Origin of the sequence: Psychrobacillus sp. FSL K6-4046 (assembly GCF_038624605.1) — a bacterium.
Lineage (GTDB): Bacteria > Bacillota > Bacilli > Bacillales_A > Planococcaceae > Psychrobacillus.
This window is the reverse complement of the sequence record NZ_CP152020.1, coordinates 3781229-3799218: the sequence shown is the minus strand read 5'-3', so window position 1 is coordinate 3799218 and position 17990 is coordinate 3781229. Positions and strand designations below refer to the sequence as shown.

Genomic DNA, 17990 nt, shown 5'->3' with positions numbered 1-17990 from the left:
CTCCTCTTTTCTAAAAAATAGCCATTCTTCTATTTTATAAAAAATTCAAAAAATTAAAAGAGTGTTTTCTATATATTAATAAAATTATCCAAAAAATGTTATAAGCATTTTTAATCTATCTATTTAAATTTATGTAGTCCTTTCTGAAAAGAATAATGAAGGCTTTAATATTGCACGTGGCTGATAGAGAAATTATGAAAATAACAGAGCCCATCTTTAAATAAGTTTATCAAATTATATAGTTTGAATATTCATTTTAATCTGTTAATATTATTATAAGATTGATATTATTGGAGGAGGGATATAAGATTCATCTCATGGAAAGTAATTAAAAATGTAAGCGCATACATAATTATTCTTTTGCATATTATTTAAATGCGCAAAAAAATGTGGGGGAGGAATAGGGATGGTTTATGCATTTCCTAATACTGAAGGGGCAAAGGTTTCCTTTAAGGACAAGTATGATAATTATATCAACGGAGAGTGGACACCACCGGTTAATGGGCAGTACTTTGAGAATGTCACACCTGTGACAGGAAAGGTATTTACAATGGTTGCTCGTTCCACATCGGAGGATATCGAATTGGCTTTAGATGCAGCTCATGCGGCCAAGGAAGCTTGGGGATTGACATCGGTAACTGAGCGATCAAATATTTTAAACAAAATTGCTAACCGTTTAGAAGAAAATTTAGAGATGTTAGCTATTGCAGAGACTTGGGACAACGGTAAAGCGGTACGAGAGACTTTAAATGCTGATTTACCTTTAGCTATTGACCACTTTCGTTATTTTGCTGGTGCCATTAGAGCACAAGAAGGTCGGCTTAGCCAAATAGACAATGATACAGTTGCATATCATTTCCATGAACCTCTTGGTGTAGTGGGACAAATTATTCCTTGGAATTTCCCTATCCTAATGGCAGTATGGAAGCTAGCCCCGGCCTTAGCAGCTGGTAACTGTGTCGTGCTAAAACCAGCAGAGCAAACGCCAGCCTCTATATTAGTACTAATGGAGCTGATTGAGGATTTACTTCCCGCTGGCGTGGTGAATATCGTAAATGGATTTGGCTTAGAAGCTGGTAAACCTTTAGCCTCTAGTCCTAGAATCAGTAAAATTGCCTTTACCGGAGAAACTACCACTGGCCGTTTAATCATGCAGTATGCTTCTCAAAACCTTATTCCAGTAACACTAGAGCTTGGTGGGAAATCACCAAATATCTTCTTTGAGGACATAATGGATGAAGATGATGCATTTTTAGACAAAGCAATAGAGGGCTTTGTATTGTTCGCTTTAAATCAAGGAGAAGTGTGTACATGTCCTTCAAGGGTGCTTATTCAAGAGTCTATTTACGATAAATTTATGGAACGAGTAATTGCTCGAGTAGAGTCTATTAACATAGGAAATCCTTTAGACCCTGATGTAATGATGGGAGCACAGGCTTCCACAGAGCAAATGGAGAAAATTCTATCCTACTTGGATATTGGAAAACAAGAGGGAGCAGAGTGCCTGATCGGTGGCGAACGGAATACATTAGAAGGTGAATTGGCAGAGGGCTATTACATTAAGCCGACAGTCTTTAAGGGTCATAACAAAATGCGTATATTCCAGGAAGAAATTTTTGGTCCAGTGGTGTCGGTTACCACATTTAAGACGAAAGAAGAAGCTCTGGAAATTGCTAATGACACGTTATACGGCTTAGGTTCTGGAATATGGACACGCAATATGAATACAGCATATCGTTTTGGACGTGCTATTCAAGCAGGACGTGTATGGACAAATTGTTATCATCAATACCCGGCCCATGCTGCTTTCGGAGGCTACAAAATGTCTGGAATAGGCCGAGAAAATCATTTGATGATGCTCAGTCACTATCAACAAACCAAAAATCTATTAGTGAGCTATAGTGAAAATAAATTAGGATTCTTTTAAGCAACAGAGAGGATGAATGTAGATGGTCGAAAGGGTCATCGCAACAGATACTTCACTAGAGCTAATCGAGCAATTGAAAAGTAAGCACGGTCCCTTAATGTTTCATCAATCAGGAGGGTGCTGTGACGGGTCCTCTCCTATGTGCTATCCCAATGGGGAGCTAATTATCGGAGATCAGGATATACTCTTAGGACATATTGGGGATGTTCCGTTTTACATGCACAAGAATCAGTTTGAATACTGGAAGCATACCCAGCTAATCATTGATGTGGTAGAGGGAAGAGGAGGAATGTTTTCTTTAGAAGGAGTAGAGGGCAAACGATTCCTAACAAGATCCCGGGCATTTACCTCTGACGAGAACACTCAGCTTAGTAGTTATGAATAATGGAAATAAGCACAGTAATGGTATCCCCTTCCTGTGCTTATTTGTAATTGACTCAACAAGCACTGCAGAGCCCATAGCTTGTTACTTGCCGTCTTTAATAGCCATTCCGTTTCCTTAGAGTGTGATTTGTTTCATTCTTAAAATAAATTAAGCTATACTTACTTTAGAAAAAACAACGAAAGAAGGAATACGAATGGTTAAAGAACTGTTACGAGCGCATGCTTCTGTGAGAAAATATAAAGACTATAAGTTGCCGAGAGAAGAAGTAGTAGAGCTTATAGAAACTGCTCAACATGCAGCCAGCTCCCACTTCGTACAAGCCTATAGCGTGATATGGGTTTCCGATGAGGAGAAAAAAGAAGAACTAGGTAGACTATCCAAAAACCCTACTCAATTTGCTACTGCAGGAGCAGCTCTTCTAATGTGTGCAGACTTCAATCGCTTACAAGCGGCTGGCAAAATTCAAGAAAAAGAAATAACGATTGATACGGTTGAAAATGTAATTGTCGGAACAGTAGACGTAGCCCTGTTCGCGCAAAATCTTGTTATTGCTGCCGAAGACAAAGGCTATGGCATCTGCTACATAGGTGGGGTAAGAAATGCATTAGATGAAATTAGTACTTTGTTTAATCTGCCAGAAGGGGTATTTCCACTCTTTGCAATTACACTAGGTGTGCCTGACCAACAAAATGAGGTGAAGCCACGTCTACCAGTGGAGGCCATTCTCCACGAAAATGATTATAATTCTGGTAAATACGGAGAGCTTCTGAAAGAGTATGATGAAACGATGAAGGAATATTACTTGAGTCGTGGATCTAACCAAAAAGTATCTACTTGGACAAGTCAAATGGCAGACTTCCTAGAAAGTCCTCGCAGACCCCATGTGAGAGATTTCTTAGCAAGTAAAGGATTTAACTTAAAGTAAGTGAAATTTAGAAGAGAGGATCCCGACATTAGTCGTGATCCTCTCTATAGCTTTTCACTGTGTAAAAAAGTTTTCAGTGTAGTAGGGTGTGGCAGTATCATTAAAAGCAGTTCCGACTCCTAAATTCCTATAATTTGGACTTAGAATATTTTTACGGTGACCAAGTGAGTTCATCAATCCCTCATGGGCAAATATACTGCTGCTTTGTCCGTATGCTAAATTTTCACCAGCATAGGTAAAGCTAAGACCATCCTGCTCCATTCGGTCAAAAGGAGTTAGCCCCTGTAAGTTGTCATGACTAAAATAATTATGGATAGCCATATCCTCACTATGCTTCCGAGCGGTGTCACTTACTGATTCATCGTACGCAAGGATAGGTAAACCACGAATCGCACGAGCAGCATTTGTTAAATCGAAAAGCTGATATTCAAATCCTTTTTTCAATTCCTCAGAAGGCTCACCAAATGTTTTTTTATGATTTTTTTCCACGGATTCCTCTACAATTTGTATTGCTGTAATAGTACTGCTCTCATGTATATCATAAAAAAAAGTAACATAGTTGTTATTGACCAAAAACAAATCATATTCCCCCGAGTCTGGGAGTATATAGACGATGTTACCCTTTTTTAAACGTTTGATAGGTTCTCCTAAAGCAGCAAGCACCTGCTCTCTATTACTATCCATAGTCATCCCTAAAAACATGGAGTTAGAGGGCTGATTAGTGAACATGGCATTTACCTTATTTTGAGAATCATAAGAAACCATCATGAAATTTTGATAGTTTTCATGGTGAGTATGCCAAACTAACCCGTATTCGTTTAGACTAACTCTTTGAGCTTTTCCATATACCGTTTCAATCTCGCTTTTTTTCATACCCATCTTAATCTGATCTAGCTCAATGCCTGCATCAGAAAGAGGAATGCTCGTTTTAGTTGGGGAGGAAGTAGGATTAGATTTCATCTCTTGCCAGTAAGCCTTCGCTTCATTTAGATACTGACCAACCTCCATAGACTCTATCCATTCATCTACAGGCTGAAGAAAAGAAAGATCAACATATTCAGTTGTATATTCCTCCCACAAAGGTCTGGAGAAGAAAATGGCTACTAACAAAAGAAGAAACCAGCCTACTTTTCTCATGTGTTTCACACTCCAACTTATTTCTTAATTTCTCCGCATACAATTCTTTTGCCAGAATTACCTGCAGGATCGGTTTTATAGTCATCAGCACTTTCATGAATAACAATAGCACTACCATCAGCATCTAACAAAGAATTACTTTTCCCTTGTGTTAACACTACAGCAGGTGAAATAGTTTCTAACTCAACAGTTCCATCCTTGTCTATTTCAATATTGGGTAGATCTCCGGCATGATACCCCTTATGATTTTGAAATCCATGCTCTTTTCCAGTAGGATTAAAATGACCTCCGGCGGATTCAAACGTTGGTTTTTCACAGCTAGCCTTCTCATGAAAATGGATGGCCTTAATTCCAGGAGCTAACCCCTCTGCTTTTAATAAAATGTGGGTACCCTTGGAGGTTTCTGAAAGCGTTGCAGTTCCTACTTGTTTACCTTCTGAATTCATCAATGAAACATCCACCATCTCACCTTTATCTGCATCAACTGAAGAAAAGCTACACCCTGCCAATAAAACGCTAGTAATTACTAAAGTAACTGTAATATGTTTATACACTTATGTCCCTCCTAATTTTACATTTTTAAGTCCACATAAGTCTTACCAAATATAGGGTTTATATACATCTATTTAAATAAAAAGCACAATGCAGTCGACTTCTGCATTGTGCTTTTTATAATATAAACGGATTAACTCGGAACAAAGCGTTTGTCCCTCAAAAGGCATTAAGCTTAGCGATTAAGGTTTGCTCTCAATCGCTTCATTTGCATTAAGAATACAATCAAGGTCAAGGCAACAATTCCGCTAGATAGCAGGTAAAGCCCTTGATACCCAAGTTTCGATGCAACAATTCCGAGGATGAAAGAACCTATAGCAATACCAGTATCGAACAATGTAAAGAAGGTAGCTGTTGCATAGCCACTTCTCTCATGAGTAGTCGATTGTATAGCTAGTGTTTGGAAGCTAGGCACAATCGCTCCATATCCTAAACCAATAAAAGCGCCAGACAATAAGAATGTAAAGGGACTATCCATATATGCTAATAAAATAAGTCCAAACATAAAGAAGACTAATCCCGGTATTATTATGTATCTTGGTCCTTTTTCATCAAAAATTCTTCCGGTAAATGGTCTACTTACAAGCATCACAATAGCAAAAACTGCAAAGAAGCTACTAGTTAGATACAACAAATCTTTTTGTTGGGAGTATATAGAAAGATAAGATAGAATGCTTGCGTATGAAAAAGCGACTAAGCTCCCGATTAATGCGATTGGTAAAGATTTCTTTTCAAAAAGATCGTTTAAAGTCATTTTTGCTCTGACAGGTGGCACGGCTGGCTGTTTCTCAGGTGGAATGGATAATGCCGTTAAAGCACCAATTAATAAAAGTAGGCTCATAGCTATAAAGAAAATATCATATGAGAAGTACTGAACAATCGTCAAAGCGATGAAGGGACCTACTACAACAGCTAAATTTGTAGACATAGTAAAGTATCCTAATCCTGCACCACGTCTAGATGGTGGAATATTGTCTGCAGCAAGGGAGCCACTGGCGGTTGTAGCGATACTAAACCAAATACCTTGGACAAAGCGCAAAATAAGCAAGATACTAAAGGGTTCTATGAAGTAATACATAACTGTGCAAATCAAGTATAAAAATAAACTGATCCATAGCATCTTTCTCTTACCAGCTAAATCTAAAAGCTTACCGGTAAACGGACGCATAATAATTGCAGAAATTAAAAAAATGGTCATTAGTAAACCGGCATCTTCATCCGAACGCTCTAATACATCTGTAGCGTAAAGAGGAAGAACAGTTACTAAGCCATAGAAGATGATAAATATGGAGAAGTTTGTACTGAACAAACTGATAAAAGGTTTAGTCCATATTGGTTCCTTGTTAGTCAAAAAACATTACTCCTTATTAATTTTTTTTAACAACTCCATTAAAAGCTGTTGGTCTTCTTTAGACAGGGCAGAAATCATTTCGTTTTCGAAAGCATTCATAGAGTTTTCAATAGTAGGAAAGGTTTCTAGCGCTTTGGTTGAAAGTCTTACTATTTTTTCACGACGGTCTTTTCCAGCCTTTATGTCTAGCCAACCTAAAACAGCCAATCGATTGACTGTACGAGTGATCGTAGGGGCTTCCACATTTAAATACTTCCAAATTTGAGTCAGTGTCATTTCATTATGTCGATAGACGCAATTCAAGACAGACCATTGAGATGAATAAAGATTATAATCCTTTAGCGTTTTGTTTACCTCATACGATAAATAACGAGTCTTTTGGAAAAGCTCATGAATAAGTGGATTTGTCATCTTCTAGCTCCTTGTCTGGAAAATTATTTAACTAGCTAAGTTTTATTTTAATCCTCATTATACACTTTGTAAAGTGGGAGAAAACTGGAGAAATAAGAAAAAGCCGAGAAGACTCGGCTTTTTAAAAGCATTGAAAAGATGTTATTCTTCCTAGGTCTGTACCGTAGAAGGTCCAACGAAAACCATTCCAGCGAAAACCAGAAACTGAATTTCTACCTACATAGGTTGGGTAGATCCAAAAGCCTCTTCCGTTATTTAACCAAATATAAGTGTTCCGGAACAAGCAATTTCTAATAGCGCCAGGGTCAACCGCAAACACGCCTACATCCTGTCTTTGTTGAGGAATAAACGAGGGCGGAGGGCTAGTAGGTGGCCCTCCTTGTGTATTTTGTCCTGGAGGCCTACCTGGTGTACCTGGAGTCTGCCCGCCACCTGGCGGTCTATTTGGAAATCCAGGCATCCCTGGCGAGCCCGGAAAACCCGGAGACCCTGGAAAACCTGGCGAACCCGGTGATCCTGGAAAACCTGGTATACCCGGAAAGCCACCTGGCCCTCCTGGCGGTCTTCCTGTGCTTCCAGGTCCACCAGGTGGTCTTCCCGGAAATCCGCCGGGAAATAAACCCGGAAAATTAAATTGATTCGTCAAAATAATATCCTCCTTCTACTTAGTCAAGTTAGTATATGTAGAAGGAGCTTTTATGGCACGGCTACTTAATGTAAGTTAAAGCCTTATTTAAGAGCTCTGTACTAGAGAGCGCTGCTTCGCCTCCACCTTGGGCAAGTGTATCGTTTCCTCCACCCTTACCATTAATTAGAGGAAGTAGCTGTAGAAGCAATGCTTTCATACTCTCTTCTCTATTTGTACCACGGGCAGTTACGATTTGAAGCTTTTCTTCATTATGTGAAACTAATACACATAGGGAGGAAGGGGATTCCTCTACAAGGAAGCGAGCAAGCCTTTGTAGATCCTGAATAGTTCTATTTTCAAAAGTAACACCTACTATATCGTTAATAGATTGTTTTAATAACTCCTTGGCTTCGAACTTTAAAAGCTCCTGTTTGTGCTCATTTAATAGCTTTTCTAAATTTTTGTTAGTATGCAATAGGTTATTTGCAGCATCGACTAGCTTTTCCTCCGGTGAACTCAGCTTGCTAATTAGGCTAAGTAATACATCCTGCTTACGGTCAAGTTGTGTTAACACTCTTTTACCGCAGACAAATTCCACTCGAATATGCCGTTTTTGTTTCTCTGTCTGTAGGATTTTAATGGAACCTACTTGTCCAGTCGAAGATGGATGAGTGCCGCCGCAAGCGTTGTAATCGAAATCAGGAATGATGACTAATCGGATATCTTCCTTAATACTAGTTGCTTTACGTAATTTGTATTGAGTAAGCTCATCTTCTGTCACCCACTTTGTTTCAATAGCGCGGTTTTCAAGAATTATTTGATTAGCTAATTCTTCTACTTTTTTCAATTGCTCCGCAGTAACTTCGGTTGTATCTAAATCAATTGTTGCAGTTTCTTTACCAAGGTGGAAGCTTACTGTTTGCATTTGGAAAAGCTCCGCAAAGGCTGCAGATAAGATGTGCTGACCGGCATGCTGTTGCATATGGTCGAAACGTCTCCTCCAGTTAATACTCCCCTTCACTTCTATGGACTGAGAATCTAATGGCTCAGCTAGAAAATGTCTTAGTTCTCCATCTATAATCTCTACGTTGATTACGGAAATACCATTTAGGCTACCTGTATCACATGGTTGCCCGCCTCCAGTAGGATAGAAAGCTGTTTCTGAAATTATTACATATTCAGGTTCTTTTTTTATGATAGAGGCAGTAAAAGTAGTTAGGTAAGGATCTTCGTAATATAATTTTTTAGTCATTTCATTAGCTCCCTTATGTAGGATGTCCCGATGGCTTCATTAGCGATTGCATCCCTGTATGATTGTTCTTCTTGTCTTACTGTATACACTAATATCTTATAAATCCTCCATTACTTCTAGTTAGTTCTGGTAACCTTGAAAGAAATAGTGAAAATATCAATAGTATTTTGAAAAATCCTTCTCTATACTAAAATTAACGAAATATTAAATAAAAGAGGTAATCCATATGAATGTAGCTGCTAGAGAATACTGGAACAGTTTTTGGAAAGACAAAGAGTATGAGCCCAAGGTCTCCGCTTGGCAATTTGGAGAAGATGCGGACACTTTGGCACAACTAGTTGTAAACAGAATAAAAACTGCTACTTGTTCCGCTCATATTCTATATGAAAAAGAAAATGAGCCACTTCCACAGGTTGGTGAGTATAATATTATCTTAAATACCAAGGATGAACCAGTTTGTATTATAAAAACAAAGGATGTCACCATTAAACCGATGAATAGAATTTCTGAAGAATTTGCGCATGCAGAGGGCGAAGGAGACAGAAGTTATGATTATTGGAAAAAAACGCACATAAATTTTTTCACAAATGAATTAGACAAAGTTGGGTTGAAGTTTGAAGAAGATTTATTGTTAGTCTGTGAACGATTTGAAGTAATTGATGTTAAATAAAAAGGGGTGCGAGTATGTTTAAAACAGTAACCATGTATACAAATAAGTTACAGGAGCTGCGAGGATTTTATGGGAATGTGCTAGAGCTCAATGTTACAGCAGCAGATGACCATTACTTTCAAGTAGAAATTGGCGATTCAACCCTTGTCTTTCAAGAAACAGAACATGCTTCGTTGTATCATTTTGCGATTAATATTCCAGGCAATCAATACACACTTGCTAAACTTTGGGCAAAGGAAAGAGTTGTGCTAAATAGAGAGGATGGGTTAGACGATATATACTATAGTCGGTTTGACGCAGACGCATTCTATTTTGAGGACCCGGCTGGTAATGTAATCGAGTTTATCGCTAGAAGACATGTAGATAAATGGAGTGACTTCAGTATTGAATCCTTACTGAATATAAGTGAGGTAAGTATAACAACTCCTTTTGTAAAACAGGTAGGAGAACAGCTTCAAAATCTAGGTATTGCTGTGTCAGGTCATGTTCGGATCGAGCCTGAGGTGCTAAACTTTATAGGTAGAAAAGATACATTTATATTACTCGTCCCTCCACAACGCAGATGGTATTTCTCTAGAAAGATGAGTGTTACCTCTCCAATAGACATTCATTTTACGAATGGTAAAAGAGTTGCAATTAATGAAAAAGGCGAGTTATCAGAGGATGAGAGCGACTAGGTAACACTTCTAGTGTTACAGTCGCTTTTTTTAGAATGTCGCTTTTTTAGACCCTAAAGTACAACTGATATTTAAAATTATTTACATTAAAATTTTTTCTAGGGGAAAGATATACATAAAAAGGAGGCATGAAAACTTATGTGGTATAACAAAAGGGCCGAAGAGATAGCAACAGAGTTACAGGTTAATCTACAAGAAGGTCTAACCACTGATGAAGCACGGCAGAGATTAGAAAAAAATGGACCTAACCGACTGGCAGCTGCCAAAAAGAAATCATGGTTTGAAAGAATATTTGCTCAAATTAACAATGTGCTTATTTATGTACTTATAGTTGCTGCAGCGGTTTCAGCTTTTGTAGGAGAAGTGGCAGACGCAATTATTATTGGGATAGTAGTTATTATCAATGCAGTTGTAGGTGTCGTTCAAGAGTCAAAAGCAGAGGAAGCATTAGAAGCACTAAAAAATATGTCCACTCCAAAGGCTGTAGTCAAAAGGGATGGTCAATCTAAAGAGATAGATTCGATTGAGGTAGTAACGGGTGACATTATTGTGGTAGGTGCGGGATCGTATATTCCATGTGATATTAGGTTAATTGAATCCGCCAACCTCAAAGTAGAGGAAGCAGCTTTAACTGGAGAATCTGTTCCCGTTGAAAAGGATGCACATGTAAAGCTTAAAACAGAGGAAAAGACAATTCCTCTAGGTGATCAAAAAAATATGTTATTCATGTCCACCCTAGTCACAGCTGGTAGAGGAACAGGCATAGCAGTAGGAACAGGTATGAACACCCAAATTGGTAAAATAGCAGGCATGCTACATACGGGGGATGAGCAAACTCCATTACAAAAAAGCCTTGCTCAAGTAGGTAAGTATTTAGGTTTTGCAGCAATGGGGATTTCTTTGCTGATTTTCTTAATCGGAATGTTTCAAGGAAGAGATTTACTAGAAATGTTCATGATTGCGATCAGTCTTGCAGTTGCTGCTATTCCTGAAGGTATGCCAGCTATAGTCTCTATTGTGTTGGCAATTGGTGTACAAAGAATGATTAAACAACATGTAATCATTCGTAAGCTCCCAGCGGTTGAGGCTTTAGGATCCGTAAATGTAATCTGTTCTGATAAGACCGGCACACTTACGCAAAACAAAATGACTGTAACAAAGTTTTTCTTAAATGGAGAGACTCAGGAAATAGCAAATCTAAAAAAGGCTAGTACTGGCCATGAACGTTTAATGAGAATTTTTGTTTTATGTAATGATGCTACCTATACGAGAGGTGCTGAAACAGGTGATCCAACTGAAATTGCATTAATCGCTGCAGGAGCGAGCCATGGGATAGACAAAAATGTCCTAGAAGCGGAGTTAAAAAGAGTCGCAGAGATTCCATTTGATTCGGAACGAAAGTTAATGACGACGATCCACGAGTCTGAAGACGGCTATTACTATATGACCAAAGGGGCAATAGATCGATTACTTGGTCGATGTAATAGAATTTGGAGTAATGGAGAAGTTAAACCATTAACGGAAGAGGATAAAGTAATCATTTTAAATGCATCTCACTCGATGTCTAACGAGGCACTGCGAGTGTTAGCTGCGGCATATAAGGTGGATGCAGAGATAGAGCTGGAGCAGGCTGAAAATGACCTTATTTTCGTTGGATTCGTTGGAATGATTGACCCTCCTAGATTAGAAGTTAAAGACTCTATTTCACTATGTAAGAGTGCTGGTATTCGTACGGTAATGATAACGGGAGATCACAAGGATACTGCATTTGCTATTGCCAAGGATCTTGGAATTGCTTCTTCTGATGCGGAGGTTATGGAGGGCGTTGAATTAGACTCCTTAGACCAAGCGCAATTGGTTAAGACATGTCAAAACATCAATGTGTTTGCTCGTGTTTCTCCTGAGCACAAGGTGAAAATTGTCCAAGCCATGAAGGCCGCTGGTAATACGGTTTCGATGACAGGAGATGGAGTGAACGATGCACCATCCTTAAAAGAGGCAGATATAGGAGTTGCTATGGGTATAACCGGAACGGATGTAGCAAAAGGTGCCTCAGACATGGTACTTACGGATGATAATTTTTCTTCCATTGTAAAAGCAGTTGAAGAAGGTCGAAATATTTATAAAAACATAAAAAAGTCTATTATCTTCCTTTTGTCTTGCAATCTTGGAGAAATCATAGCATTATTTTTCGCAATCATTGCTGGATGGCCGACTCCTTTACGTTCCATTCACATTTTATGGATTAACCTAGTGACCGATACTTTCCCAGCTCTTGCTCTTGGGATGGATCCTGAGGAACCGGGAGTAATGAAGGAAAAGCCAAGACCAAAAAAGGAACAATTATTTCATGGAATGATTCCTTTCTTATTGCTAAACGGTCTACTAATAGGTATTGCAACTTTAGTTGCCTTTTTAATTGGGCTAGAGGGAGTTACAAAGAATGTGTCCGAGGAAGTATTGACACATGCTCAGACGATGGCCTTTATCACTTTAAGCTTTTCTCAGCTAGTTCATTCCTTAAATTTCCGATCTATGAACCAGTCAGTGTTTAAAGCGGGGTTGTTTAAAAATAAGTTATTAATATATTCTATTTTGTTAGGTGTTGTATTGCAGGTGCTCATTGTTTCAATTGGACCAATTGCAGATGTGTTTAGTGTACAGTCGCTACAACTAGAGGACTGGTTAATTGTTATTGGGCTTAGCTTACTACCACTAATCGTAAACGAGGTAGTAAAGATTTTTAGAAAATAGAGATAATCATCAGGGGGAAATGTTATGGGAGAGATGAACAATCAACAAATAGAAGTGGCTCAAAAAGAATCGCAGTTTTCAGGAAGTATTGTATTAAAAAATAAGGAATCCTCGCTAGTAGAATCTAGTTTTGGATATGCTAACCGCTCCGATCTGCTACTTAACACGATAGATACCAGGTTTGGTATTGCATCTGGTTGCAAAATTTTTACAGCGGTTGCCATTAGCCAGCTAGTAGAGGCAGGGAAATTAGCTTATGACCAAAAATTAAAGGATAGTACGTCCATCACTCTTCCTCACTTTGATAATTCAATAACTATTCATCACTTACTGACACATACTTCTGGAGTCCCAGACTATTTTGATGAAGAAGTGATGGATGACTTTGAAGAACTTTGGATTGAAAAGCCGATGTACCATATGCGTAAGTTAGAGGACTTCTTACCATTATTTCAGAATGGTAAGATGAAATTTACGCCAGGAGAACAATTTCATTACAACAACGCAGGTTATATCTTACTTGGTTTAATCGTAGAAGAAACTACAGGGCTTTCGTTTCAACGATATGTAGAAAAAAATATTTTTGAGAAAGCGGGAATGAAGGACTCAGGGTATTTTCCGATGGATGCCTTACCAAATAATACGGCACTAGGTTATATAGACTATGAGGATGGATCATGGAAAACCAATATTTATTCTCTACCCGTCATAGGCGGGTCGGATGGAGGAGCTTTTACAACGGCTCAGGATATGCTTCATTTTTGGGATGCCCTCCTAGACAATAAATTATTAGAAGAGCAAACAACGGCAGCCTTACTCCAACCATACGTAAAAGAACAGGATGATGATTACTATGGATATGGGGTATGGATAAAGAAAGACGGGAACAATATTAGCAAATACCACGTAATGGGATATGACCCTGGAGTTAGCTTTCACTCGGCGTACTATCCTGCTCAACAACTTAAATTAGCTATCTGTTCCAATAAGTCTGAGGGTGCTTTTACTATGATGAAAGTGTTGGAGCAAATGCAATGCCTTTAAATATTATTTGCGCTGCTTTCGCTCCTCGCGTTGTTTACGTAAAAGGGAATAAGCAAGGTAAAGCATCGATAGTCCTAAGAGGAAAGATAGGATAGAATATACGATATTGTTTAGTCCTTCACCGAAAACTAATACGAGAAGAAAAACAGGTACAAGTATATATATTATTTTTTCGGGGTTAAGCATGAGAGATTCTCTCCTTCTTTTTATAATCTCTTTATTATAGCGAACAAAATAAGAAAATGCTCTGTAAAAATGATAAACTATAGACGGAGGTGGACTTTGTGAATATTACATCTTATGAGATTGAAAAGATAAAGGACCCAACAGGAATAATTGCTGGGGATCGATATGAATTTTTATTGGGCTTTGAAGTTCCAGAGGATGACGAGTTATTTGAAGAGGCAAGCTCATTAGATTTGAGAGTTATTTTAGCTGTTTTAGATACGGGGTCAAAAATTGTTCAATATCACATTCTTGATCGCAGTAATGGAAAAGTATTAGATTACGGCTTAGAAGAAAATGAAGAGTCTGTAGTTCTTGCTTTTTGCATGGAACACTATAACGAGGCGGAATAACGCAACTAGCCTCAAATAATGAAAGACGTGAAATCATTAGGATATCACGTTTTTTCATTTTATTTTAGGTGAAGGTAGACAGAATAAAGGCGGGGTGCCTAGACGAAAGGTGTCTCGGTGTGAGTGAAAAACCGATTACTTTCTTCTCACGAAAAGCATATATTTTATGTCGTCATTTTTTCCATGAACGGGCGTGACTTTTTAACAAGAGAAATGATGGAATAGACTCAATTGAAGGACTATTAAGGAAATAGTTTTGTATTTCCTTTTAGTTTCCTTCTTATTTGAATTGATGTAAACTTAACTGAGAAGATTTTACATATAAAGGTGGCTGTTTTGATGGAACTAACAAATTTGATGAATCAACTATCTATAATTGACGTCAAAAATGCTAAAAATATTAATATTACAGGACTTGCTTATAATTCACAGAAGGTGGAGAAGGGCCAAGTATTTGTTTGTATAAAAGGCTTTAAAGCGGACGGGCATAAGTTTGCTGGACAAGCAGTGGAAAATGGTGCTGTAGCACTTGTGGTAGAGGAGTTTATAGATGCTTTAGAAGTTCCACAATATAAAGTTGGGGATGCACGTAAAGCTCTAGCTGCACTTGCTGCTGCTTACTATGATCATCCAACCCATAAGCTTAAAACGATAGGTATTACGGCAACTAATGGAAAGACATCAACCTCCTTTATGACTAATGCGATTTTAGAGAATCATGGTCTTAAAACAGGTCTAATGGGAACTGTCGTAGTTAAAATTGGTGATTATGCAGAGCCTTCTGAACTGACAACACCAGAATCGCTGGATCTACAGCGATTTTACGCTAAGATGGTCGATGAAGGCGTGACTCACGCTACTATGGAGGTTTCATCCTCTGCTTTAGAGTTAAAACGTGTAGGCTGTGTCGATTTTGACATTGTGACGTTAAACAATATAAGTCGAGAACATATCGACTTACATTCATCCTTTGAAAAATATTTTGAACATAAATCTAGTCTTATACGAGACGCTGGAGCAGACAAGGTAGCGATTCTGAATTTAGATGATGCTTATTCTGCCTCTCTAATTAACAAAACAAAGGCTACAGTTATTACTATTGGTGTAGAAGACCAATCGGCAGATGTAATATGTGAAGAATTGGATTTATCAACAGGAAGAGCAAAATTCAATCTAGTTATTCAACGTGATTTAGTTACAAATGATATGATCATACCCAAGCAACAATTTTCAATTGAGCTTTCTACACCGGGTTACCACTCCGTTTACAATTCGATGGTTAGTATTGTAGCCGGCTTGTTATGTGGTGTTCCAGTGGAGACCATCCAAAAAAGCCTATACGAATTTGTAGGGGTAGAAAGACGTTTTGAAATCATCTTTGAGGAAGATTTTAAAATTATAGATGACCACTTTGCAAATAGTGGGAACATAGATATTACACTTGGAACTTTAGAAAAAATGGATTTTAACCGCTTGTCCCTTGTATATGCAATTCGTGGAGATAGAGGGGTAACCGTCAATAGAGAAAATGCAGAAGCTATCGCTAAATGGGCACCAAGATTAGGTATTCATGAGATCACTGCTACCATTAGTAAATCCCACGTTACTAAGAAAGATGTTGTGTCTGAACAAGAGTTACAAGTATTTAAAGAAGTAATGGACGAAGCAGGCATTACGGTTCATTTATATGAAGAACTACCAGAGGCCATTAGCTTTGGCTTGAGTGAGGTGTCTGAAGGCGATCTTGTTCTGCTAGGTGGATGTCAAGGAATGGACTATGGTGCTAAGATTGCTTTAGAACAGCTAGAATCCCTTCGACCAGATGTAGATAAAAAGAAATTATTCCAACCATTAGAGAAACGTGTGGCTGGAAACTAGATAAGACAAAAGCAGTCCACATTTAAAGTGTGGACTGCTTTCTTTTATTATCGTTTAGGATGATAATCTAATTCCATAAATAGTTCTTTTCTTTCTTGCTCAGTTAAATCGCGCCATTCACCAATAGCAAGACCATCAATGGAAATGTTCATAATACGAACTCGTTGTAATCTCTTAACTGTAAATCCTAAGGCAGAACACATCCTACGTATTTGGCGATTTAAGCCTTGAGTTAAAATAATATTAAATGTTTTTGGTCCTATTTTTTTTACTTTACATGGTAAAGTAGTTGTATCAAGAATGTTAACTCCAGACGACATTTTTTCAATAAAAGTGTCTGTGATTTTCTCATTGACAGTTACAATATATTCTTTTTCATGCTTGTTTTCTGCGCGAAGAATTTCATTCACAATATCCCCATCGTTTGTTAGTAATATTAAGCCATCAGAATCTTTGTCTAAGCGACCAATATGGAAGATGCGGAGTGGGTGATTAACAAAGTCCACGATATTTCCTTTAATATTACGCTCTGTTGTGCTAGTTATACCTACTGGCTTATTTAAAGCAAGGTATACTAAAGGCTGCTCCACAGTTACCGGCTTTCCATCTACACGTACATCATCGCCAGCCTCTACTTTACTTCCTAGTTCAGCAACTGAACCATTAATGGTGACCTTGCCCTCTGCTATCCATTTGTCTGCACCACGTCTAGATACAATGCCAGCCTCACTTAAAAACTTATTTATACGCATCATTTAACACCTACTTTTCTTTGTGGTATTAGTATAACAAATTAGTGAAACTTTCATGGGTTTTAAGCAGTAAAAAAGTAAAGGAGTGGGTAAAATGTTGAAGATACAAAAAGTAGAGCATAATTATAATAAGCTCAAAGAGGTTTTAGGATGGTCAGTGGATAAAAGAGTAACGCTGTCCCTTGCTGGCTATTATACTTCCCTAGAAAAAGATGTGGATCCAGTTCGCTTTAACAAGATAAAAGAGATTATGAAGAACAGAGTAAGTGTGTTCTCTCCCTTACGTTCCCACCTACAGCCATTGGTTACTTCCGTTTTGGATGTAAGTGGCCAAGAACCGGAAGAAGCAATCGATCAGTTATTACTGAAGGTAGAGGAATTGAAGAAAAAATCATTTAAGATGAATGATTACACATACGTTGCTGCTCTAATGATGTCGGATGAACCAGATAAGTGGGATTTTGAAATCAGTAGAGCTATGGAGCTTATGTCAGCGATGAAGGTCCATCATCGTTTCTTGACTAACAGTGATGATTATCCATTTGCCATCTTTTTAGGTAAGCTGGAAGGGGATATTACAACGAGGGCAGCGACCATGAATAGATACTATGAAGAGTTAAAAAATCATAAATTTTATTCAGGAAATGAGCTCCAGTGGTTATCTCAAGTGCTTACTTATACAAATCCAGGGTATGATAAGGAAACAGTACCAAGGGTAGTGGTTATTAGGGATGGTTTTAAAAGTGTGAAGATAAAATTCTCTCTTCCGCAGTACCCACTTATTGGTTTCATGGCTGCTCTCAAATTAAACGAGAATCAGCTAATGGATATAGTAGAGACATACAGAGCATTGACTAATATGAAGCTTTTTACCTGGTACAAGGAATCAGCACTTCCTATTGCTCTTGGACTGACGTTGAACTCTTCTAGGGACATACATGAAACTACGGCAATATCAATGACTACCTCCCTTGAAATACTTTTGCAGGCTCAGCAGGCCATGATGATTTCATCTATTGCTGCGACAAGTTTCGCATCTTCTTCCAACTCAAATTAAAGAAGGAGTGCT

Annotated in this window: 17 protein-coding genes; 11 read left to right on the top strand and 6 right to left on the bottom strand. The window is 38.2% G+C overall.

Going from position 1 to position 17990, the window contains the following annotated elements:
• The first annotated feature begins 406 nt into the window (after nucleotides 1–406).
• The 3 genes from adh (at nucleotide 407) to MKY09_RS18770 (ending at nucleotide 3237) form a co-directional block, all read left to right on the top strand.
• Nucleotides 407–1927 (top strand): aldehyde dehydrogenase, encoded by a 1521-nt coding sequence (adh, locus tag MKY09_RS18780; RefSeq protein WP_169359428.1) that lies wholly within the window; start codon nucleotides 407–409, stop codon nucleotides 1925–1927.
• Between the two features lie 22 nt (nucleotides 1928–1949).
• The gene (locus MKY09_RS18775; protein ID WP_342560079.1) at nucleotides 1950–2312 is read left to right on the top strand and encodes a DUF779 domain-containing protein; all 363 of its coding nucleotides are present in this window, start codon (nucleotides 1950–1952) and stop codon (nucleotides 2310–2312) included.
• 193 nt (nucleotides 2313–2505) lie between these two features.
• Nucleotides 2506–3237, top strand: coding sequence for an NADPH-dependent oxidoreductase (locus MKY09_RS18770; protein ID WP_298474014.1), 732 nt, complete (start codon nucleotides 2506–2508; stop codon nucleotides 3235–3237).
• Between the two features lie 54 nt (nucleotides 3238–3291).
• Here the strand turns inward: MKY09_RS18770 and MKY09_RS18765 are convergent, their stop codons facing one another.
• The 4 genes from MKY09_RS18765 to MKY09_RS18750 all read right to left on the bottom strand — a co-directional run bounded on the left by MKY09_RS18765 (nucleotide 3292) and on the right by MKY09_RS18750 (nucleotide 6688).
• A complete protein-coding gene (locus MKY09_RS18765; protein ID WP_342567306.1) occupies nucleotides 3292–4374 on the bottom strand; it encodes a CAP-associated domain-containing protein in 1083 nt (360 codons plus the stop codon).
• Between the two features lie 17 nt (nucleotides 4375–4391).
• A complete protein-coding gene (locus MKY09_RS18760) occupies nucleotides 4392–4928 on the bottom strand; it encodes a superoxide dismutase family protein (protein WP_251555631.1) in 537 nt (178 codons plus the stop codon).
• Nucleotides 4929–5101: 173 nt separating this feature from the next.
• Nucleotides 5102–6277, bottom strand: a complete 1176-nt coding sequence (locus MKY09_RS18755; protein ID WP_169359425.1) for an MFS transporter — start codon at nucleotides 6275–6277, stop codon at nucleotides 5102–5104.
• A gap of 6 nt (nucleotides 6278–6283) precedes the next feature.
• Nucleotides 6284–6688 (bottom strand): MarR family transcriptional regulator, encoded by a 405-nt coding sequence (locus MKY09_RS18750; protein WP_340881313.1) that lies wholly within the window; start codon nucleotides 6686–6688, stop codon nucleotides 6284–6286.
• A 381-nt stretch (nucleotides 6689–7069) separates the two neighbouring features.
• Between MKY09_RS18750 and MKY09_RS18745 the strand changes: the two genes are divergently transcribed.
• Nucleotides 7070–7321: a hypothetical protein gene (locus tag MKY09_RS18745; RefSeq protein ID WP_340881315.1), complete on the top strand. Its 252-nt coding sequence runs from the start codon at nucleotides 7070–7072 to the stop codon at nucleotides 7319–7321.
• 74 nt (nucleotides 7322–7395) lie between these two features.
• Here the strand turns inward: MKY09_RS18745 and MKY09_RS18740 are convergent, their stop codons facing one another.
• Complete coding sequence (locus MKY09_RS18740; protein ID WP_342567305.1) at nucleotides 7396–8568, bottom strand: DHHA1 domain-containing protein; 1173 nt, start codon at nucleotides 8566–8568, stop codon at nucleotides 7396–7398.
• A 226-nt stretch (nucleotides 8569–8794) separates the two neighbouring features.
• Between MKY09_RS18740 and MKY09_RS18735 the strand changes: the two genes are divergently transcribed.
• From MKY09_RS18735 to murE, 6 genes are all read left to right on the top strand, one after another.
• Nucleotides 8795–9238, top strand: a complete 444-nt coding sequence (locus MKY09_RS18735) for an ASCH domain-containing protein (RefSeq protein ID WP_342567304.1) — start codon at nucleotides 8795–8797, stop codon at nucleotides 9236–9238.
• Between the two features lie 14 nt (nucleotides 9239–9252).
• Nucleotides 9253–9915 carry a glyoxalase gene (locus tag MKY09_RS18730; protein WP_342567303.1) on the top strand — a complete coding sequence of 221 codons (663 nt, stop codon included), beginning with the start codon at nucleotides 9253–9255 and terminating at the stop codon, nucleotides 9913–9915.
• A 138-nt stretch (nucleotides 9916–10053) separates the two neighbouring features.
• Nucleotides 10054–12669 carry a calcium-translocating P-type ATPase, PMCA-type gene (locus MKY09_RS18725; RefSeq protein ID WP_342567302.1) on the top strand — a complete coding sequence of 872 codons (2616 nt, stop codon included), beginning with the start codon at nucleotides 10054–10056 and terminating at the stop codon, nucleotides 12667–12669.
• A 33-nt stretch (nucleotides 12670–12702) separates the two neighbouring features.
• The gene (locus MKY09_RS18720) at nucleotides 12703–13713 is read left to right on the top strand and encodes a serine hydrolase (protein WP_342568269.1); all 1011 of its coding nucleotides are present in this window, start codon (nucleotides 12703–12705) and stop codon (nucleotides 13711–13713) included.
• 284 nt (nucleotides 13714–13997) lie between these two features.
• On the top strand, nucleotides 13998–14291 hold the full coding sequence (locus tag MKY09_RS18715; protein WP_342567301.1) for a DUF6509 family protein: 294 nt from the start codon (nucleotides 13998–14000) through the stop codon (nucleotides 14289–14291).
• 339 nt (nucleotides 14292–14630) lie between these two features.
• Nucleotides 14631–16169, top strand: a complete 1539-nt coding sequence (murE, locus tag MKY09_RS18710; RefSeq protein WP_342567300.1) for a UDP-N-acetylmuramyl-tripeptide synthetase — start codon at nucleotides 14631–14633, stop codon at nucleotides 16167–16169.
• A 47-nt stretch (nucleotides 16170–16216) separates the two neighbouring features.
• Here murE and rluF read toward each other — a convergent pair whose 3' ends face one another.
• The gene (rluF, locus tag MKY09_RS18705; protein WP_342568268.1) at nucleotides 16217–16921 is read right to left on the bottom strand and encodes a 23S rRNA pseudouridine(2604) synthase RluF; all 705 of its coding nucleotides are present in this window, start codon (nucleotides 16919–16921) and stop codon (nucleotides 16217–16219) included.
• Between the two features lie 94 nt (nucleotides 16922–17015).
• Here rluF and MKY09_RS18700 point away from each other — a divergent pair, with 94 nt between their 5' ends.
• Nucleotides 17016–17978: a DUF4003 family protein gene (locus MKY09_RS18700; protein WP_342567299.1), complete on the top strand. Its 963-nt coding sequence runs from the start codon at nucleotides 17016–17018 to the stop codon at nucleotides 17976–17978.
• The last annotated feature ends 12 nt before the right edge of the window (nucleotides 17979–17990 follow it).